General features: G+C 69.5%; 14 protein-coding genes. 4 read left to right on the plus strand and 10 right to left on the minus strand.

The features are described 5' to 3' along the window. Positions 1-9: 9 nt before the first annotated feature. Complete coding sequence (locus tag ACFYY7_RS12610) at positions 10-1,662, plus strand: amidohydrolase (RefSeq protein WP_388660549.1); 1,653 nt, start codon at positions 10-12, stop codon at positions 1,660-1,662. 153 nt (positions 1,663-1,815) lie between these two features. On the opposite strand, the gene ACFYY7_RS12615 is transcribed toward ACFYY7_RS12610, so the two are convergent. The 5 genes from ACFYY7_RS12615 to ACFYY7_RS12635 form a co-directional block, all read right to left on the minus strand. Further along, positions 1,816-3,879 carry a right-handed parallel beta-helix repeat-containing protein gene (locus ACFYY7_RS12615; RefSeq protein ID WP_388660552.1) on the minus strand — a complete coding sequence of 688 codons (2,064 nt, stop codon included), beginning with the start codon at positions 3,877-3,879 and terminating at the stop codon, positions 1,816-1,818. A 41-nt stretch (positions 3,880-3,920) separates the two neighbouring features. Then, complete coding sequence (locus ACFYY7_RS12620) at positions 3,921-4,787, minus strand: carbohydrate ABC transporter permease (RefSeq protein WP_388660554.1); 867 nt, start codon at positions 4,785-4,787, stop codon at positions 3,921-3,923. Then, positions 4,784-5,737, minus strand: a complete 954-nt coding sequence (locus ACFYY7_RS12625; protein ID WP_388660557.1) for a carbohydrate ABC transporter permease — start codon at positions 5,735-5,737, stop codon at positions 4,784-4,786. The genes ACFYY7_RS12620 and ACFYY7_RS12625 overlap by 4 nt, the downstream gene beginning before the upstream one ends. Positions 5,738-5,741: 4 nt before the next feature. After that, positions 5,742-7,004, minus strand: a complete 1,263-nt coding sequence (locus ACFYY7_RS12630) for an ABC transporter substrate-binding protein (protein WP_388660560.1) — start codon at positions 7,002-7,004, stop codon at positions 5,742-5,744. Positions 7,005-7,073: 69 nt separating this feature from the next. Continuing rightward, positions 7,074-8,324 (minus strand): Gfo/Idh/MocA family protein, encoded by a 1,251-nt coding sequence (locus tag ACFYY7_RS12635; RefSeq protein WP_388660563.1) that lies wholly within the window; start codon positions 8,322-8,324, stop codon positions 7,074-7,076. A 79-nt stretch (positions 8,325-8,403) separates the two neighbouring features. Between ACFYY7_RS12635 and ACFYY7_RS12640 the strand changes: the two genes are divergently transcribed. Next, complete coding sequence (locus ACFYY7_RS12640; protein ID WP_388660566.1) at positions 8,404-9,555, plus strand: ROK family protein; 1,152 nt, start codon at positions 8,404-8,406, stop codon at positions 9,553-9,555. Positions 9,556-9,696: 141 nt separating this feature from the next. Then, positions 9,697-9,819 carry a hypothetical protein gene (locus tag ACFYY7_RS12645; protein WP_388660569.1) on the plus strand — a complete coding sequence of 41 codons (123 nt, stop codon included), beginning with the start codon at positions 9,697-9,699 and terminating at the stop codon, positions 9,817-9,819. Between the two features lie 100 nt (positions 9,820-9,919). Here ACFYY7_RS12645 and ACFYY7_RS12650 read toward each other — a convergent pair whose 3' ends face one another. Further along, positions 9,920-10,849 carry an RNA polymerase sigma-70 factor gene (locus ACFYY7_RS12650; protein ID WP_388660572.1) on the minus strand — a complete coding sequence of 310 codons (930 nt, stop codon included), beginning with the start codon at positions 10,847-10,849 and terminating at the stop codon, positions 9,920-9,922. A gap of 174 nt (positions 10,850-11,023) precedes the next feature. Here ACFYY7_RS12650 and ACFYY7_RS12655 point away from each other — a divergent pair, with 174 nt between their 5' ends. Next, positions 11,024-11,509 (plus strand): carboxymuconolactone decarboxylase family protein, encoded by a 486-nt coding sequence (locus tag ACFYY7_RS12655; protein ID WP_388660575.1) that lies wholly within the window; start codon positions 11,024-11,026, stop codon positions 11,507-11,509. Between the two features lie 133 nt (positions 11,510-11,642). Here ACFYY7_RS12655 and ACFYY7_RS12660 read toward each other — a convergent pair whose 3' ends face one another. The 4 genes from ACFYY7_RS12660 to ACFYY7_RS12675 all read right to left on the minus strand — a co-directional run bounded on the left by ACFYY7_RS12660 (position 11,643) and on the right by ACFYY7_RS12675 (position 17,456). Beyond that, positions 11,643-13,088 carry a glyceraldehyde-3-phosphate dehydrogenase gene (locus tag ACFYY7_RS12660; protein ID WP_388660578.1) on the minus strand — a complete coding sequence of 482 codons (1,446 nt, stop codon included), beginning with the start codon at positions 13,086-13,088 and terminating at the stop codon, positions 11,643-11,645. Beyond that, a complete protein-coding gene (locus ACFYY7_RS12665) occupies positions 13,085-14,362 on the minus strand; it encodes an MFS transporter (protein WP_388660580.1) in 1,278 nt (425 codons plus the stop codon). The genes ACFYY7_RS12660 and ACFYY7_RS12665 overlap by 4 nt, the downstream gene beginning before the upstream one ends. A gap of 102 nt (positions 14,363-14,464) precedes the next feature. Next, the gene (locus ACFYY7_RS12670) at positions 14,465-15,211 is read right to left on the minus strand and encodes an AraC family transcriptional regulator (RefSeq protein ID WP_388660583.1); all 747 of its coding nucleotides are present in this window, start codon (positions 15,209-15,211) and stop codon (positions 14,465-14,467) included. Between the two features lie 535 nt (positions 15,212-15,746). Then, complete coding sequence (locus ACFYY7_RS12675; RefSeq protein WP_388660586.1) at positions 15,747-17,456, minus strand: hypothetical protein; 1,710 nt, start codon at positions 17,454-17,456, stop codon at positions 15,747-15,749. Positions 17,457-17,514 lie beyond the last annotated feature (58 nt).

Consider the following 17,514-nt stretch of genomic DNA (forward strand, 5'->3'; position numbering starts at 1 on the left):
TCACCCCGCATGGCCAGCCCCGCCCGCCCCGCCCACCTCGTCCTGCGCAACGCCCGCATCCACACCGTCGACCCGGAGCTCCCCGAGGCACAGGCCATGGCGGTGGTCGACGGCCGTATCGCCTGGCTCGGTTCCGACGAGGACGCGAACAGCTGGACGGGGCCCGGCACCCAGGTGATCGACGCCGAGGGCAAGCTCGTGCTCCCCGGGTTCGTCGACGCCCACAACCATGTCCGGCTCGGCTCGGACGACGCCTGTGCCCAGCTCGCCGGCGCCGCGACCCTCGACGAGGTCCACGCCCGCATCCGCGCCTGGCACACCGCCAACCCCGACGCCGGGTGGATCGAGGCGGAAGCATTCGACTACTCGGCCATCCCGGACGGCCGGATGCCCACCGCCGCCGACCTCGACCCGGTCACCGGCGACGTACCGGCCTTCGTGCTCAGCTACGACGTGCACACCGCCTGGGTCAACACCGCGGGCCTGCGCCGCCTCGGCATCGACCGCGACCACACCCACCTGCCGTTCGGCGAAGCCGTGACCGACCCGGCCACGGGTGAACCCACCGGCTTCATCAAGGACTTCGCGGTCAAGGGCCTGTCCCGCGACGGCCACCGCGCCCTGAAGCAGCTGGGTCTTCCGTGGGCCTCGCCCGACCGGCAGTACGGGCGGCTCGCCAAGTCCCTGGACGACGCCATCCGCTTCGGCATCACCACGGTGGTCGAACCCCAGAACTCGCTCGACGACCTCCCGCTCTTCGACCGCGCACGCGCCGAGGGCCGGCTCAAGTCCCGGATCGTCGCCGCCCTCTTCCACCCGCGCGGCACCACCGACGCCGACCTCGACGACTTCGCCACCGCCGCCCACCGCTACGACGACGACCGGATCCGGGTCGGACCGCTCAAGCTCTACATCGACGACGTGGTGGAGCCGCGGACCGCGGCCCTGCTGGAACCCTACGCGGGTTGCCGCCACCACCGGGGCGACACCTTCTACCCGCCCGAGGAGTTCGCCGAGCTGCTGACGAAGCTGGACGCCCGTGGGTTCCAGTGCTTCGTCCACGCGACCGGCGACCGGGGTATCCGCACCGTACTGGACGCCGTCGAGCGGGCCCGCACCGTCAACGGGGAGCGGGACGCCCGCCACCAGGTCGTCCACGTCGAGTGCCTGGACCCCGAGGACACCCCGCGGTTCGCCGCCCTGGGCGTGGTCGCGTGCATGCAGCCCCGGCACTGCGCCCCGGAGGTCGCCGGCCCCGGCAAGGACTGGGCACAGAACGTCGGGGAGGAGCGCTGGCACAAGGCATGGCCGATGCGCAGCCTGCACACGGCCGGGGCCGTGCTCGCGCTCTCCAGCGACTGGAACGTGGCGGAGATGGACCCGATGATCGGCATCCACACCGCGGTCACCCGGCGTCCGCTCGGCGGTGGTGAGCCCTGGATGCCGCAGGAGACGATCAGTGTGGAGACCGCGGTCCACGGCTACACGATGGGCTCGGCGTACGCCAACTTCCTCGAGGACGAGCGGGGTTCGCTGACCGTCGGCAAGGCGGCCGACTTCGTGGTCCTGTCCCGTGACATCCTGCGCGCCGCACCCGAGGACATCCCCGGCACCGTCGCGGAGACCGTCGTGGTCGGCGGAGTCGTCGAACACACCGCGTGAGAGAACCGGGCCTCCCGGACCGAAACGCCCCGACGGCCTCCCGGAGTGCCACGCTTCCGCGTGCCCCGGGAGGCCGTCGGCATTCATGCCGTACGTGGTGCGAGGTGGGGTGACCCGCGACGCCGTCAGGTGCCGTACGGGCCACCCCACCGGTCAGGCGGCCTGGATCTCGTAGAGCGCGAAGTTGCCCCACTGGAGGTTGGCGTCACGGACCGTCAGTCGCAGGCGCTCGGTCGTCACCCGCTGCGGCAGGGTGATCGTGCGCTGCTCGACGGTCGACGTGTTGCCCGACCAGGCCAGTTGCTGCCCGGCGACCTGGGTCACCCAGGCCGAGCCGTTCCAGGTCTGCACGTCGAGCTGTTTGATGCCCTGGCCGGTGGCGAAGGCGGTGTGCAGGGTGACGGTGCCGACGCTGGTGGGCCGGCGGAAGTCCACGTCGATGGTGCCGGGGAAGGTGACCCCGGAGGACGCGCTGCTCCACGCGGTCGCGGTGTTGCCGTCGGCCATCCGGTAGGCGTGGCTGTTGCCGAGCGTGGCGTACGAGGTGGTGACGACCGGCTGCGGCGGGGCCCCGGTGAACTGGTGGAAGCCCCGGTCGGGAGCGGTGGCCGGGACCGCGTTGCCGAAGTAGTCCTTGATGCCCTGCGTCACCGTCGCGCCGCGTCCCCTGGCGGGGGAGCCGGCCTGGAGCTTGTAGCCCGCCGGGTCGGTGCCGATGGAGACCAGCTTCGGGTCCGCCTTGATGGCGTTGATGTCGCCGGAGGGGGCCACGGGGGCGTCGGTGCCCCAGTAGAGGTTGGAGTCGTAGACCGTGTTGTTGGTGGTGTCGTAGCCGGCCGTGGTCCGGTTGTAGAAGATGTTGTTGCGGATGTCGATGCCGCCGGCGTTGTTGTAGATGTGCACGATCTTGCCGAGCGGATAGTCGCCGGCCCCGGTGTACGGCGGGTGCACGGTGACGACCCGGCCGCTCGCGTAGATCGTGTTGTTGTAGATCGCGGTGCCCGACGTCTCGGTGGAGAGGCTGAAGACCTCGAAGCCGTCGTCCTTGCTCAGGTTGTACCGGACCACGGTGTCCTTGGTCGGCGCTCCCTTGAAGGAGACGGTGATGAAGAACCCGCCGTCGTTGTCGTGGCTGTAGTTGTACTGGACGACGCTGTGGTTGTTGTCGGCGTCCGCGTCGAAGCCGTGACCGTCGGTGCCCGGCCCGTTGAAGCCGGAGCCCGACACCTCGTTGCGCTGCACGAGCAGGTCGTCGTTGCCCTGCCACCAGATGCCGACGTTCCCGCCCTTGGTGTTGAGCCGGCCGGTGGCGGCCTTGTGGACGCGGTTGCCCTCGATGACGGCGCCCTTGGTGTGCATGGGGGTGATGCCGCCGGCCGTCACGTCATGGACGTAGTTGTCACGGATCCTGACGTTGGTGCTGGGTGTCCAGGTGACGACCTCGCTGTCGGGGATGCCGGTCTCCACCGGGTACAGGCTCGTCATGCCGTTGCGCCGGGACCAGGTGGACCAGTTGATGATCCCGTACGAACGGATCTTGCCGACCTCGTTCTTCTCCACCACCAGGTTGTCGAAGAACGTGGGCGTCGTGTTGCCGCGGATGGAGATCAGCAGCCCCGCCGAGCTGACCGTGCTGCCGCCGGGCCCGTCCACGTCATGGATGTTCAGATTGCGCAGGGTGATGTTGGACAGCTTGCCCGCGTCCTTGCCGAACAGGTTCACACCGGAGCGGGGCGTGGTGCTGTCGCTCCAGTTGGTCACCTCCAGCCCGTCGAGCGTGAAGTCGTGGACGTTGTTGAGCTTGACCGCGACGTCGCTCGTGCCGCCGCCCTCGATCAGCGGCTTGGCACCCGTGCCGTACGAGCCGACGAGCGCGGGACTGCCGACCGCCCCCGCCCCCTGCACATCCAGCCGTCCCTTCCACCGCTGACCTGCCTTGAACAGCAGCTGGTCGCCGGGGCCCAGCGTCAACTGGCTCGCCCTGGCAAGGGACTTCCAGGCAGCCGCCGCGTTCCGGCCCGATGCGCTGTCGTTGCCGGATTCGGCGTCGACGTAGTACGTGGTGCCGACCGCGCGCGGATGGGGCTGCTTCGCGGGCGCCGCCTGCGCGGGCACCGCCGCCACCGCGGAGAGGGGGAGAGCGAGAGCCGCGAGGAGCGCCCCTGCGATCCGACTTCGCCGGGCGGGTGGGGTACTCGGGATACGTGAGGTAAGCAAGTCTCGGTCCTTCCGATTGGATTGCCGGTCTCTGTTGCGCGTTACTTACCGATCCCTGCAGTCATGCCTTCGACGATGCGACGGCCCAGCCAGAGGTAGAGCACGATCATGGGGTAGACCAGGATCACGATTCCGGCGAACAGGGCGCCCCAGTCGGAGCTGTACTGCATGGAGCTGTAGAGGCCGAGAAGGGCCGCGGGCAGCGTGCGCTCCTCAGGCGTGGGGGTGATCAACAGGGCGAGCAGGGTCTCGTTCCACAGGCCGATGACGTTGAGGATGAGCACCGTCATCACACCCGGCTTGGCCACCGGCAGCACGACCTGGACGAAGGCGCGCAGCGGACCGGCACCGTCCAGCTCGGCCGCCTCCTCGATCTCGTGGGGCAGCGAGCGCATGTAGCCGGTCAGCACGAACACGGCGAACGGGAGCGACAGCACCACCTGGAAGACCAGGAGCGTGATCCGGTTGTCCCACCAGCCGGTCACCCAGTCGATCATGAACGTGGACACGGAAAGCTTGATCACGATGATGGGGATCACGATCGTCTGGACCGGGATGCTCAGCCCCATCGCGAAGTACCCGGTGAGCCGCCCGGCGGCGCGCCGGTCGGAGCGGGCCAGTACATACGCGGCGGGCGCAGACAGCGCGACGATCAGCAGGGCTCCGACCACGGTCAGGACGGTGCTGTTGAGCGCGGCGGCGGAGAAGCCGGCCGCCTTCCACGCCGCGGAGTAGTTGCCCCACTCGATGGTGTCCGGCAGCGCGAACGGCGAGAGCCAGACCTGCCCGGAGTCCTTGAGCGACTGGAGGCCGACCCAGGCGACCAGCGCGAGGTTGAAGACGACCCAGGCCCACAGCGCGACGGTCGTCGCACGCGGCACCAGAATGTCGCCGAGCAGGCGCCTCATGAAAGCTCCACACGTTCGCGGCGGGTGACACGCCGGGTCAGTACGATGAGGATCGTCGTGACGATCAGGATGACGACGCCCATGGCGGCCCCCGAACCCAGCTCGGGCACACCGCTGCCGGCCACCGAGGCGTACTGCTGCACCGCCACGGTGCGGGCCTGGATCGGCGGACTCGCCGGTGTGCCGGCCGTGGTGAAGGCGATCACGATCTCGAACACCTTCAGGCTGTTGACCACCCACAGCACGGCCGACACCGCGAACACGTCCCAGGTCAGCGGCAGTGTGATGTGCCGGAACTGCTCCCACTTGGTGGCGCCCATCAGCTTGGCGTCCTCGTATAGGTAGGGCGGGATGGAGTCGGCGGCCGACATCATCAGCGCCACGTAGAAGCCGGTGCTCGACCACACCAGCCCGGCGACGATGCACTTGAACACCATGTCCGGGCCCAGCCACGGCCGCCCCTCGATGCCGACCCAGCCCAGGACCGTGTTGACCGCGCCGTCGGGATTGAGCAGGAAGCCGATGGCGACGCCGACCGCGATCACCGAGACGATCATCGGCAGGAAGATCACGGACCGGATGAAGGCCCGGCCCTTGAGCTGCCGCAACACCATCATGGACAGGAACGTGAAGGCGAAGACCAGGACCCCGCCGCCGAAGGCCAGCACGAAGGTGTTGACGAAGGCGGTGCGGAAGGCCTCGCTGCGCGTCAGGTCGAGGTAGTTGCCCAGACCGTTCCACGTCATGGCGGAACCGGGCCCCGCCCATTTGTTGAAACTGACCCAGAAGCCGAACAGTGACGGCAGGACGAAGAGCGCGGAGTAGGCGATCAGCGCGGGGAGCAGGAAGGGCCAGAAGGCGCGCTCACGTGCCAGCCGCACCCGTTTGCCCCCCTTGCCCGCGGCGGGTGCTGTTACTGCCGCGGGCGGGGTGAGCGTTGCTGTCCCCATGGGTTCAGCCCTTGCTGGCGAGGTAGTCGGTGACCTTCTTCTTGCCGGTCTTCACGAAGGTCGCGGCATCGATCTTGCCGGAGAGCAACTCGTCGTCCAGGGGCAGGAAGACGTTGTTCCACCAGTTCTTGTCCGTGACCATGTCGTCGTAGGTGCGGTGGGTGGACTTCGCCTCGGCGACGTCCTTCTGCACACCCGCCAGGTAGCCGGGCGCGGGGACGTCCGGACGCGCGGGGATGTTGTGCGCGGCGGCGGAGATCTTCTCCGCGTACTTCTTCTGCATCGCGAAGGCGAGGAACTCCTTGGCCGTCTCGATGTTGTGGCCCTTGGCGTTCACGCCCCAGCCGAGCGTGCCGACCTCCACGGAGTTCTTGCCGCCGGCCGGCAGCTGGAACGAGGCGACCTCGGTTCCCTCGGCCAGCTTCGCGTTGGTCTCGGCGGCCAGCCAGGTGCCGTTGAGGTTCAGGTCGTACTTGCCCTGGGCCCAGGCGTCCTGCGCCGCAGGGTACTTGGTGGCCATGAAGTCCTTCTGGAAGTAGCCGCCGTCGGCCAGCTGCTCCACCTTCTCGGCCGCCGCGAGGACGGCCGGCCTGTCCCAGGCGGCCGGGTCCTTGCGCAGGGCGTTGAGGCTGCCGGCACCCTCGGAGCGGACCAGGGCCGAGTAGAACCAGTACGCGTTGTAGAAGTTGACCGTGCCGTCCTGGCCCAGCGGTGTGCGGCCGTCCTTCTTCGCCTTGTCGAGATAGGCGATGAACTCGTCCCACGTCTTGGGAGCGAGCCCCGCGTGCTTGGAGGCGTCGTACCAGACCGCGGTGGAGATCACGGTGTGGGCCATGAAGCGGACGTGGTCCTCGTCGGTCGACGCGTTCACCACCGACTCCGGCAGCACGTCCCGCACCTTCTTGCCCTCGCCGGGCACCTCCATGTCCAGGACGTCGTCGAGCGGCGCGGCGAGGTTCTGCGTGACGAAGGCGCCGACGCTGTCGGTGGAGGTGTCGAACAGGTCCGGGCCCTGGCCCGCGTTCATCTCGGTGGGGAGGGTGTCGGTGCCCTTGCGGCCCACGAACTTCAGGTCGACCTCGGTGCCGGTCGCCTCGGTGAAGTCGTCGGCTATCGACTTGATGAGCTTTCCCTGCGGCTCGTCGGCCCCCCAGGAGGATGTGTAGACGAGCTCCTTCTCCGAGGTGGCGGAACCGTTCTTCTTGCCGCAGGCGCCTACGCTCAGGGCGAGAGCTCCGACGGTGAGCACGACTGTCAACTTACGCACGGGGGTGTGCCTTTCGTGAGGGTGACCGGTGAGCGCGGGATCCGGCGGGCGCGGTGCCACGGCCGGGGATCAGTGCGGCAGGAGGGATACGACGGTGCCGGTGCGGCGGGCCTGCTCGGCCGCCCAGACGACCCGGTGCGTGGCCAGGCTCTCCGCACCGTCGGTGAGTACCAGGGAGGGGTTGTTCTTGTCGATGGCATCGACGAACGCGTCGAACAGGGCCGCGTCACCGCCGCCGTGCCCGGTGGCGGCCGTGGGATCGCCGTTGGCTCCGGTGTCGATGACGGTGACTTCGTCGGTCACGAAGTCGTGCACGCGCAGGACGACTCCGTCCCCGTCGATGGAGCCCCGGGTGCCGAAGATCCGGGTCTTGCGGTGCTCCAGCGCCGCGAACGCGGTGACCGTGCAGGTGGCGGAGGTGCCGTCGGCGAACTCCATGGTCACCACCTGGGTGTCGACCACGTCGTTGTCACACGTGTATGCGCACCGGCCGTACGGGCCCTCGCGCAGCGCCGCGAGCACGCCTTCCTTCGTGTGGTCGGCCGTGACCGCGGACAGTGGCCAGAACTCCTTGTCCGCGTCGCCCAGGCAATCGAGGTAGATGCGCTTGGCGGAGTACGGGCAGGTGGATTCCACCGGGCACTCCACGCAGCGGTCCGCCGCACCCTCGGGCCGGTTCTCGGCCCGGAAGTGCACCAGATTCCCGAAGGACGACACCCGCTCGGGCAGCGCCCCCTTGACGTGGGCGATCCAGTCGAGGTCGTGGCAGGCCTTGGTCATCAGCATCGGACCGGACCCCTCCTCGCTGCGCCAGTTTCCCCGTACGAACGAGTGGGCCTGATGCCACCAGCCGACTTGTTCCAGGTGCTGGATGTTCATCACGTCGCCGATCCGCCCCTCGGCGATCAGCTCCCTGAGCCTGATCGTGTAGGGCGTGTAGCGCATGACATGGCAGACGGCCAGCAGAACGTCATTGCGGTCGGCGGCCGAGGAGATGGCGGCCGCCTCCTCCTCGCTCTGCGCCATCGGCTTCTCCAGGAGCAGGTGGTAGCCGAGATCGGCCGCCCGCACCGCGGGTTCCGTGTGCATGCTGTCCTGCGTCGAGATCACCGCCGCATCGGCCAGCCGGTCCCGGGCGAGCAGATCCCGCCAGTCGGCGAAGACGTTCTCGGCCGGTACGTCGTGCGCGGCTGCCATGCTCTGCCTGCGTTCCGGGTCGGGTTCGGCCACGGCCACAACACGCGCCATGCCGGTCTCCAGAGCACGCCGCGCATAGCTCATACCGCGCAGCCCCGCCCCGATGATGGCGAGAGTGACCACAAAAACCCCCTCGGACTTGCGACTTACTAATGCAAGCTGTTTTTATTTCTCATGCACAGAGCCTGTCAAGGGAGTGACGGTGACAATTTCCGGAGGCGACACCTCACGGCTGCGGCGCATCAATCTGGTCACGACGCTTCGCGCCCTGCGCGGCCAGGGCCCCCTCAGTCTCACCGAGGTCACCAGACGCACAGGTCTGTCCCGCCCGACCGTGGAGAGCCTGACGGAGGAGCTGCTCGGCTCGGGATGGCTGAAGGAACTGCCGCCTCAGCCGGGCCACATGGGCCGCCCCGCCAGGCTGTTCACCTTCCACTCGACCGGCGACTACGTGCTCGGGATCGACATCGGCTCGTACAGCATCAGGGCGGCCGTAGCCGACCTCGACGGCACCGTCGTGGCGGCCCGCACGGAGCGGGTGAGCGCGGACGCGGGGCGTTCCGTACGCCTGGCAGCCGTGCGCACGACGGCCGTCGGGGCGCTGGAATCGGCGGCGGTCCGGTCCGCCCAGCTCGCCGCCGTCTGCGTCGGCACCACGGGCGTGGTCAGCCATGACGGCCGGGTCAAACGCTGCGTCGGCCTGCCGGAATGGGACGGTCTGGACCTCGCGGGCGAGTTGGGCGCCGACTTCGACTGCCCGGTCCTGGTGGAGAACGACTGCAATCTCGCCGCACTCACGGAGGGCTGGATCGGCGAGGCCCAGGGCGTCGACGACGTGGCCTTCGTGCTGTCCGGAGTACGCACCGGTGCCGGACTGCTGATCGGCGGCCGGGTGCACCGGGGGCGCGGGGGAGCGGCCGGTGAGATCGGTGCCCTGCCCCTGCTGGGCTGGCACCGGGCCACCTCGCATCTGACGGGCTATCCGAAGATGCCGGCGGACATCCTGCCCCAGGAGGCGGCCGAGTACGTCTTCGCCCAGGCCCGCACCGGCGAACCGGCCGCCCGCTGGGCCGTGGAGCAGTACGCTCACGACCTGGCCGAAGGAATTGCCGCACTGGTCCTGGCCCTGGACCCGGAGCTCGTCGTGATCGGCGGCGGGGTCTCGCGCTCCGGTGACGTACTGCTGGAGCCGCTGCGCCGGCACCTGGACCCGCTGTGCCTGGAACCCCCGGCCCTGGCGGTCTCCACCCTCTCCGACCGGGCCGTGGTGCTGGGCGCCGTCCGGCTCGCACTCGACCATGTGGACACCCAGCTCTACGACGTCGACAAGGTGCTGCCCGAACCGTCGTCCTGAACCCCGTCCCCGGGCGCGGCGCGTCCCTGTCCGCCCAGTCGCGCACCTTTTGTCCTGTAACCTCCCTCTCTTAACAAAGGACTCTGCATATGTTGGGCGGGTGTCCTCGGGGGCACGGGCCCGGTGAATGGAAACGGCAGGATGGCGATGCACCGGCTCCACACCCTCCACCGGCAGACCCGCCCCGGCATCGTCGGCGCACCCGCGACGAAGGCCGATCGCGAGGCGCACACGAACCGACGGGTGGCGGCCATCCGTTCCTGAGCCGAGGCACGGACGGCGGGGCGCTCCGGCCGTCCGAGCTGCGGGAACAGCGGGGGTACGGGCGTGGCCGGGGGTTTGTCTGCCGCCGATGCCGCCGCGCTCAGCGGCGCAGGGCGGTCTCCTGAGCCATGTGCGACAGCTTCTCGGGATTGCGCACGGCGTAGACCGCGGAGACGAGACCGCCGGCGATGCGCAGCGTGATGACGGTGTCGAGCACGCCGTCGAGCCGGACGATCAGCGCCGGGTAGGCGTTGATCTGTGCCGGCAGCAGCGAGACCTCGGTGACCCTGTCCAGCCCGGTGGCCAGCAGGCGGGCCACCTTGTCGACCCCCACGACCGGGTGCAGGACGGCCTGCTTGATTCCGCCGCCGTCGCCCATGAGGACCACGTCCGGCGCGAGGATGTCGAGCAGGCCCTGCAGATCGCCCGTCTCGGTCGCCCGCCGGAACGCATCGAGCGCGTCCCGGGTCTCGGCCGGGGAGACTACCTCGCGCGGTCGGCGCGCGGCGACGTGGGTCCGTGCCCGGTGCGCGATCTGGCGGACCGCGGCCGGGCTCTTGTCGACGGCCTCGGCGATCTCGTCGTACTCGACGTCGAACACCTCGCGCAGCACGAACACCGCACGCTCGGTCGGTGCGAGGGTCTCCAGCACCAGCAGCATCGCCGTCGAGACGCTGTCCGCCAGCTCTATGTCCTCGGCCACGTCGGGTGCGGTGAGCAGCGGTTCGGGCAGCCAGGAGCCGACGTAGGACTCCTTGCGGCGGCCGAGCGTACGCAGCCGGCTCAGCGCCTGGCGCGTGACGATCCTGACCAGGAACGCGCGCTGGTTCTGCACCGTGCCGAGATCGACACCAGCCCACCGAAGCCAGGTCTCCTGCAACACGTCCTCCGCGTCGGCGGCCGAGCCGAGCATCTCGTACGCGACGGTGAACAGCAGGCCACGATGGGCGACGAACGCCTCGGTGGCGGGGTCCGCGCGTACGCCGTCCGCGACCTGCCCGGCTGTGTCCGCTGTGCGCTCGCTCTTCACCAGCTGCTCCTGCCTGTTCGTTCTCGACGGTGCCACGCGCACAGGACGCCGCTCCGCGCCGTTCTGTGACACCGATGGGCAGTGGCGCAGGTCACACAACAGGAACTGTCACAACGAGCGGGGCGGCGGCGTCTGGTTTCCGTCGAGTGCAACACCACGAGTGAGGACGAAGCCATGGACGCCCGATTCAACCTGTTCGAGAACGAGACCGCCGCCAAGTTCGCCAAGCGGTTCGCCAACGCCGGCCTGGTGATCCAGCAGTCGTCGCTCCCGAATTCCACCCAGGAGCTGGTGTCGCTGCGGGCCAGTCAGATCAACGGCTGCGGTTGGTGCATCGACATGCACACCAAGGAGGCCGCGGCCGCCGGTGAAACCGCGCTCCGCCTCAACCTGGTCGCGGCGTGGCGCGAGTCCACCGTGTTCACCGAGGCGGAACGGGCCGCGCTGGCGCTCGCCGAGGAGGGCACCCGGCTCGCGGATGCCCACGAAGGCGTGTCCGACGAGACCTGGGCCGCGGTGCGCAAGCACTACGACGACGACCAGGTCGCCTCATTGGTCGCCCTGGTCGCCCTGATCAACGCGGCCAACCGGCTCGCCGTGATCGTGCATCTGAAGGGCGGTTCCTACGAGCCCGGCATGTTCGCCGCCTCGCTCGACTGACCGGAGGACGGCGGCAGGGCGGGAAGCACGAATGGTGCGAGCAGCGCGAAGGGCGCCTGATGAGCAGCTGCTCACCAGGCGCCCTTCGCGGCGCGTCCGGACAGGGATGGCCGGGGCAGTGGCTCCGGCCGGATCAGACCGCCGGTGCCGGGTAGGTCGGGTACTCCACGCCGGAGACGTGCTGCACGACCCGGATGACCTGGCACGAGTAGCCGAACTCGTTGTCGTACCAGAGGTAGAGGATCGCGTTGTCGCCGTCGACCTTGGTGGCGCCGGCGTCGACGATCGAGGCGTGGCGCGAACCCATGAAGTCGCTCGACACCGCGTCGGGCGCGGTGGTGAAGTCGATCTGGCGCTTGAGCGGCGAGGTCAGCGACACGTTGCGGAGGTAGTCGAGGACCTCCTCACGGTTCGTCTCGCGCCCGAGCCGCAGGCTGAGGATCGCGATCGAGACGTCCGGCACCGGGACCCGGATCGAGCTGCCGGTGATCGGCGCCTTGAGCTCGGGCAGCGCCTTGGCGACGGCGGACGCGGCACCGGTCTCGGTAATGACCATGTTCAGCGGCGCGGAACGGCCGCGGCGGTCGGCCTTGTGGTAGTTGTCCAGCAGGTTTTGGTCGTTGGTGAACGAGTGGACGGTCTCCACGTGGCCACGCAGGACGCCGTACTCGTCCGCCATCGCCTTCAGCGGCGGCACGATCGCGTTGGTGGTGCAGGACGCGCAGGACAGGATCTGCTCGTCCTGCTTGATCGTGTCGTGGTTGACACCGTGCACGATGTTGGGGACATCGCCCTTGCCCGGCGCGGTCAGGACGACCTTGTCGATGCCGGGGCGCAGGTGCTTCGACAGGCCCTCGCGGTCGCGCCACTTGCCGGTGTTGTCGATGAGGATGGCGTCCTTGATGCCGTACGCCGTGTAGTCGAGCTCGGACGGATCGTTGGCGTAGATCACCTTGATCTCGTTGCCGTTGGCGACGATGGTGTTCTTCGCCTCGTCGACGGTGATCGTGCCCTGGAACTGGCCGTGGATCGAGTCGCGGCGCAGCAGCGAGGCACGCTTGACGATGTCCTGGTCGCCGCCCCGGCGGACGACGATGGCGCGCAGCCGCAGTCCGTTGCCGGAACCGGCCTTCTCGATCAGCAGCCGGGCGACGAGGCGGCCGATGCGGCCGAATCCGTACAGGACGACATCGCGTCCGTCACCGCGCTCGATCTTGTTGGCACCTGTGGCCCCGGCGACGGCCCCGGCGGTGAACTCCTCGACGGAGAGACCGCGGTCGTCGGCTGCGTAGGTCGCGGCGAGCATGCCGATGTCGATCTGGGAAGGACCGAGGTCGAGCGTGGTGAGGGCCTGGAGGAACGGCAGCGTGTCGGTGACCGACAGCTCCTCACCGGCGATCTGGCGGGCGAATCGGTGTGTCTTCAGGATGCTGACCACCGACTTGTTCACCAAGGATCGGCTGTGGAGCAGAACCGTTACGTCCCGCTCCCGGTGCAGTTTCCCGATGACCGGGATCATCGACTCCGCGATCTCCTCGCGGTTCTTCCAGCTGGTGAACGAGTCGTCATTGACAGTCACAGGTTTATCTTTCGAGCTAGGCGGCGCTCATATGGTAACCCCTCGCTACTTTGATCATCCAAATGGGTCGCCGGAGCCGGGTCCGAGCACCCCGTGCCGGGGCCGTCCTCGGCCGGTGCCGGGCCGGCGAGATGGTCCGGCACGGCCGGTTCGGGCAGGCCGCGGTACAGCAGCCAGCTCAGGGCGGGCATGAGGATCAGCGGGGTGAGTGCCGTCTGCAGGGACGTGGCGTCGGCGACGCTTCCGATGAGCGGGCCGGCCAGGCCGCCGACACTGACGGTCAGCCCGAGGGTGATCCCGCCGGCCGTGCCGACGCGTGAGGGCAAGTAGTCCTGAGCGAGGGTGACTTGCAGCGAGAACGGGACGTACAGGCCGACCGAGGTCAGGGCGATGAACAGATAGATCGCCGGACCGGGGACGAAGACGGTCCCGGCCACGGCGCCGACCGTGAGCAGATACGACATGCGCACCACCGTGACCCGGTCCCACCGGTTGGCCAGTCGGCTGCCCAGCACGGTTCCCGCCGCGCCACCGAGGTAGAGGACGAAGAGCGCGACCGTCCCCGCCGCCGTACCGCCTCCTGTGCGCTGCCGGGCGTAGAAGGAGATGAACGTGCTCAGGCCGACGAAGACGATCGACCGGCAGACCACGGCGAGCGACAGCCTCACGAACGACGTCCTGTCGTCGGTTCCCTTCGCCGTCGCGGCCCCGGGACCGGCGGCTGCTGTCTTCTCCAGTGCGCGCAGCACCGGCAGACACAGCACACTGCCTACGACGGCCGGGGCCACGAGCAGCGGGGAGAACCGCAGTCCGCCGGTGGCCACGACGGCAGTGACCATGAGGGGGGCGACCGCGAAGCCGACATTGCCGCCGAAGGAGAACCACCCCATCGCGCTGTGGCTCCCCTGGCCGGCGATCCTTGCGACGCGGGCGGATTCGGGGTGGTAGGCGGCGACCCCGATCCCGGACACCGCCACGAACAGCAGGGTCAGCGGGTATGAACCGCTGAGGCCGCTCAGTGCGACCCCGAGTCCGCCCAGGACCGTGCTCACGGGCAGCAGCCAGGGTATGGCCCGACGGTCGGTGAGTGCGCCGAACACCGGCTGCGCCACCGAGGACAGCAGTGATGCGGCGAGCACGATGCCCGAGGCCGCCGCGTAGGTGTAGGCGCGCTCGGCGACGAAGAACGGGACGAGTGAGGCCACCGCGCCCTGATAGACGTCCACGCACGCATGCCCTACCGACAGCAGAACGATTGATCTATTCCTTGGCATGCCGTCATCGTCATCGCCGGAACCCATGTCGCGCTTCCGATAATCTGCCAACCACTACCGAAATTCCGCCTCTCCGGTTGCCCGCACGACGTGATGTCGTGGTCAGGGCCGGCGGTTGTGGGTGCCCGGGGTGTACCCGAAGGCGCGGCGGAAGACGTCGATGAAGGCGCTGGTGGACGACCAGCCGCAGCGATGGGCGACCGTAGTCACCGGTACGTCGTCGGCCAGCATGCGAAGCGCGTGGTACAGGCGCAATTGGGTGCGCCACTGCGGGAACGTCATGCCCAGCTCGCGGCGGAAGAGGCGGCTGAGGGTGCGTTCCCCGGCGCCCGCGGCGTCTGCGAGGGCGGCCAGTGTGCGTGCGTCCGCGGGGTCCTGGTGCAGTGCGTCGCAGACGGCTCCGAGCCGGGGATCGGTGGGGGCGGGCAGCTGGACGGGCTGCTGGGGCGAGGCGCGCAGGCGGTCGAGGAGCACCGCCCGCAGGCGCAGCCGCTCCGGTGAGTCGTCGTGGGGGCTCCGGGTGCAGGCGAGGATCAGCTCGCGGAGCAGGGGGTCGACGGAGAGCACGGTCGGGGCGTCGAGGCCGAGGGGGTTGGTGTCGGCGGGCAGGCCCAGCAGATGCAGGGCGAGGTGCCCATGGGCGCGGTGCGCGTGGACGCAGCCGGCGGGCACCCAGATGGCCCGGTTGCCGGGCGCGAACCAGGTGCCCGCTTCGGTGGTGACCGCGAGGACGCCGGAGCCCGCGTAGACGACCTGGTGGTCGTCGTGGCGGTGTGCGTCGATGCGCTCGCCGGGGGCCATCGCCTGCGTGCGGGTGGGTGCCTCGGGGGAATGACGGATGTCCGGCATGCGCGGGGACCCTAGCTGACGGGTGCCGGGCTGCGCGGCCCGACGTTCCACCGTGCACTGAACGCCCGCCTGAGAAGTCAGCTCATTTGGCATGCTGAGCGGGCTGTTGGCCGCGGTGCGAATGGTTGAGCGGCCGGTGCCGGACGAGCTGTGGGACCTGTTCCAGCAGGTCGTGCCGCCTGGCGCCGACGCGGTTGGCGCCAGGCGGTCGACCTCGAGCAGTCGGCTTCCTTGCGCAGGACGCAGACGGTGCCGGCCAACGTGGTGCCGTCCGACGCCGGAAGCCGTACGGGACGGCGACGGGCAGGCTGAGGCCGAGCAGACGATGACTCGAGGTCACGGCATGGACGATAGCCAGCGCCGCCGGCACACGAGGCCCACCGCGAACAGGGGGCCCCGACCTGCCCGTGGGCGCGGCTGCAGCAGATGACGGACTCCGCGTCCGCTACCGATGCGGTGCCGCCAACCTCTATTCGGATCTGGTCGAATTCGCTCGCAGTGTCATCTGCACCCGAAGTCATTCCGAAACCACCGGTTACCGGCCGTCGAGTTGTAGCGGCGGGTTCGGATCGGTGTCGTCGCTCATGAAGTCCTTCATGCCCTGCCACAGCGAGCGGGCCTGGTGGACGGTGGCCCCCCGGACACCGGCCAGGACCTCCGAGCGCTCACCGAAGCCGACCGGGAGCGGCGGGAGGCCCAGCTCGGCCAGGGTGCGGATCAGGAGCTCCGACGGCTCACCCGGGTCGCGCAGCAGCCGCGCCACCTCGCGGGCATCGCCGCTGCCGGCCGCCGCGACGAACAGCTCCGCGTGCTGTTGCGCGATCTCCTGCGACGGCGTCGTCCCGGGCCCCGCCCATCGGTGCCGGGCGGCCGTCCTGCCCTTGCTGACGACGGTGAGGGCCTGGGAGTCGTGCCCTTCGCAGCGGGCGACCAGGGTGGTCAGTTGAGGGGCGTCGAACGCGGTTTCCGCGACCCTTGCCAGCCCGTCGAGGCGCAGCAGCGTCGCTCGGCGTCCGCGCTTGCCTGGTGTCTCCTGTGATGGGGCCGCCTCCATCAGCGTCCACCGTCCGGCCGGAGCGAGCCGGACGGTCGCCCCGCACAGCAGCAGCTCCTGCGAGGCGCGCTGCGGCGAGGTGGGCACGTACGCGATCTCCTGTGCCGCCTGCGGCCGCGCGGACTCAGGCAGCGGCACCGCAGGCGCGGGGACGGTGCCGTTGCGAGGGATGGAGGCAGCGAGCCGGGACCGGGCATGGTCCCGGAAGTGCAGGAATGCCTGCAGGGGAGTCCCTGCGTATCCCCACGGGGACTCGGTGGCGTACCGCCCGATGGAGCGGTAGACGTCCAGCGACTCGGCCCAGCGTTCCTGGCTGTTCAGTGCCCACACCAGGTGGTTGCGGATCAGGCGGGCACCACGGTCCTCGGGCGGGCGCGATGCGGAGTACGCCTGTGCTGTGGCGATGATCTCGTCGATCCGGTCGGCGCCGAGAGATGCCTGGCCGCCGTTCTTGCGCGGGCGTCTCTCCCTTCTGTCCGTCTCGATGTCGACTTCCGTCAGTGCCACGACCTCCAGGGCGCGGACGGGGGAATCCTGCGGGGCGTCGGCGGCGGCGCGGGCCGCGTAGTCGAGCATCTCCTTGTGGCTGCCGTACCACTTGGCGGAGAGGAACTGCACGGCTCGGAGGTGGGTGGGCACGTGGTGGGGCCCGCAGGCGAGCGCATGGAGCAGGCAGTCGTCGAAGACATCGCGCGGCGCCTGGGCACCCGTGCAGTGGCTCAGGGCTGCGGACCACGGGACCGGGTCGCCGGGGCTGGCTGCGACGGCCGCTTCGATGACCGGCAGTGCGTCGTTCAGCAGCGAGCGAAAGGCGCGGAACTGGTCCGGGGCCACGTCTTTCGCGTACGCGCTCGTGCGGACCCTCCATGCCTCGGCGATCCGCCGGAACGCCTCGACGACGAGGGCGTCGGGGTCGTCCGGCGACTCGGCCTGCCAGGCGTTCAGCCACGCCGCATCGTCCACAGCGATCTCGGCGAGGGCACGCACGGACTCTTCCCGCAGGGTCCAGTTGGCCTTTTCACGTGTGGCGGCGAGGAGTGCGCGGGCCGGCGCGTACGCGCCACGGCGAGCGGCGGTCAGGGCGTCGGTGGCGTGTGCGTCCGGTGCGTCGACCGCGACCGAGTGGTCCGGCGACAGCCCGACTCCTGTCGCCTCCAGGTGCCTGACCATGCGTGCTGCCTTGCCGAACACGTGCGCCTCCTCCATGAAACCCGCATGTGCCCGTCATGATCGCTTCGGTGTCGCGCTC

The organism is Streptomyces sp. NPDC001933 (assembly GCF_042890955.1).
Taxonomy (GTDB): domain Bacteria; phylum Actinomycetota; class Actinomycetes; order Streptomycetales; family Streptomycetaceae; genus Streptomyces.

What these genes read in the sequence shown, in the direction of transcription:
- ACFYY7_RS12610 (WP_388660549.1), top strand. Translation starts at nt 10, where the DNA reads ATGGCCAGCCCCGCCCGCCCCGCCCACCTCGTCCTGCGCAACGCCCGC.
- ACFYY7_RS12620 (WP_388660554.1), bottom strand. Translation starts at nt 4,787, where the DNA reads ATGAGGCGCCTGCTCGGCGACATTCTGGTGCCGCGTGCGACGACCGTC.
- ACFYY7_RS12625 (WP_388660557.1), bottom strand. Translation starts at nt 5,737, where the DNA reads ATGGGGACAGCAACGCTCACCCCGCCCGCGGCAGTAACAGCACCCGCC.
- ACFYY7_RS12645 (WP_388660569.1), top strand. Translation starts at nt 9,697, where the DNA reads ATGGCGATGCACCGGCTCCACACCCTCCACCGGCAGACCCGCCCCGGC.
- ACFYY7_RS12655 (WP_388660575.1), top strand. Translation starts at nt 11,024, where the DNA reads ATGGACGCCCGATTCAACCTGTTCGAGAACGAGACCGCCGCCAAGTTC.
- ACFYY7_RS12665 (WP_388660580.1), bottom strand. Translation starts at nt 14,362, where the DNA reads ATGCCAAGGAATAGATCAATCGTTCTGCTGTCGGTAGGGCATGCGTGC.
- ACFYY7_RS12670 (WP_388660583.1), bottom strand. Translation starts at nt 15,211, where the DNA reads ATGCCGGACATCCGTCATTCCCCCGAGGCACCCACCCGCACGCAGGCG.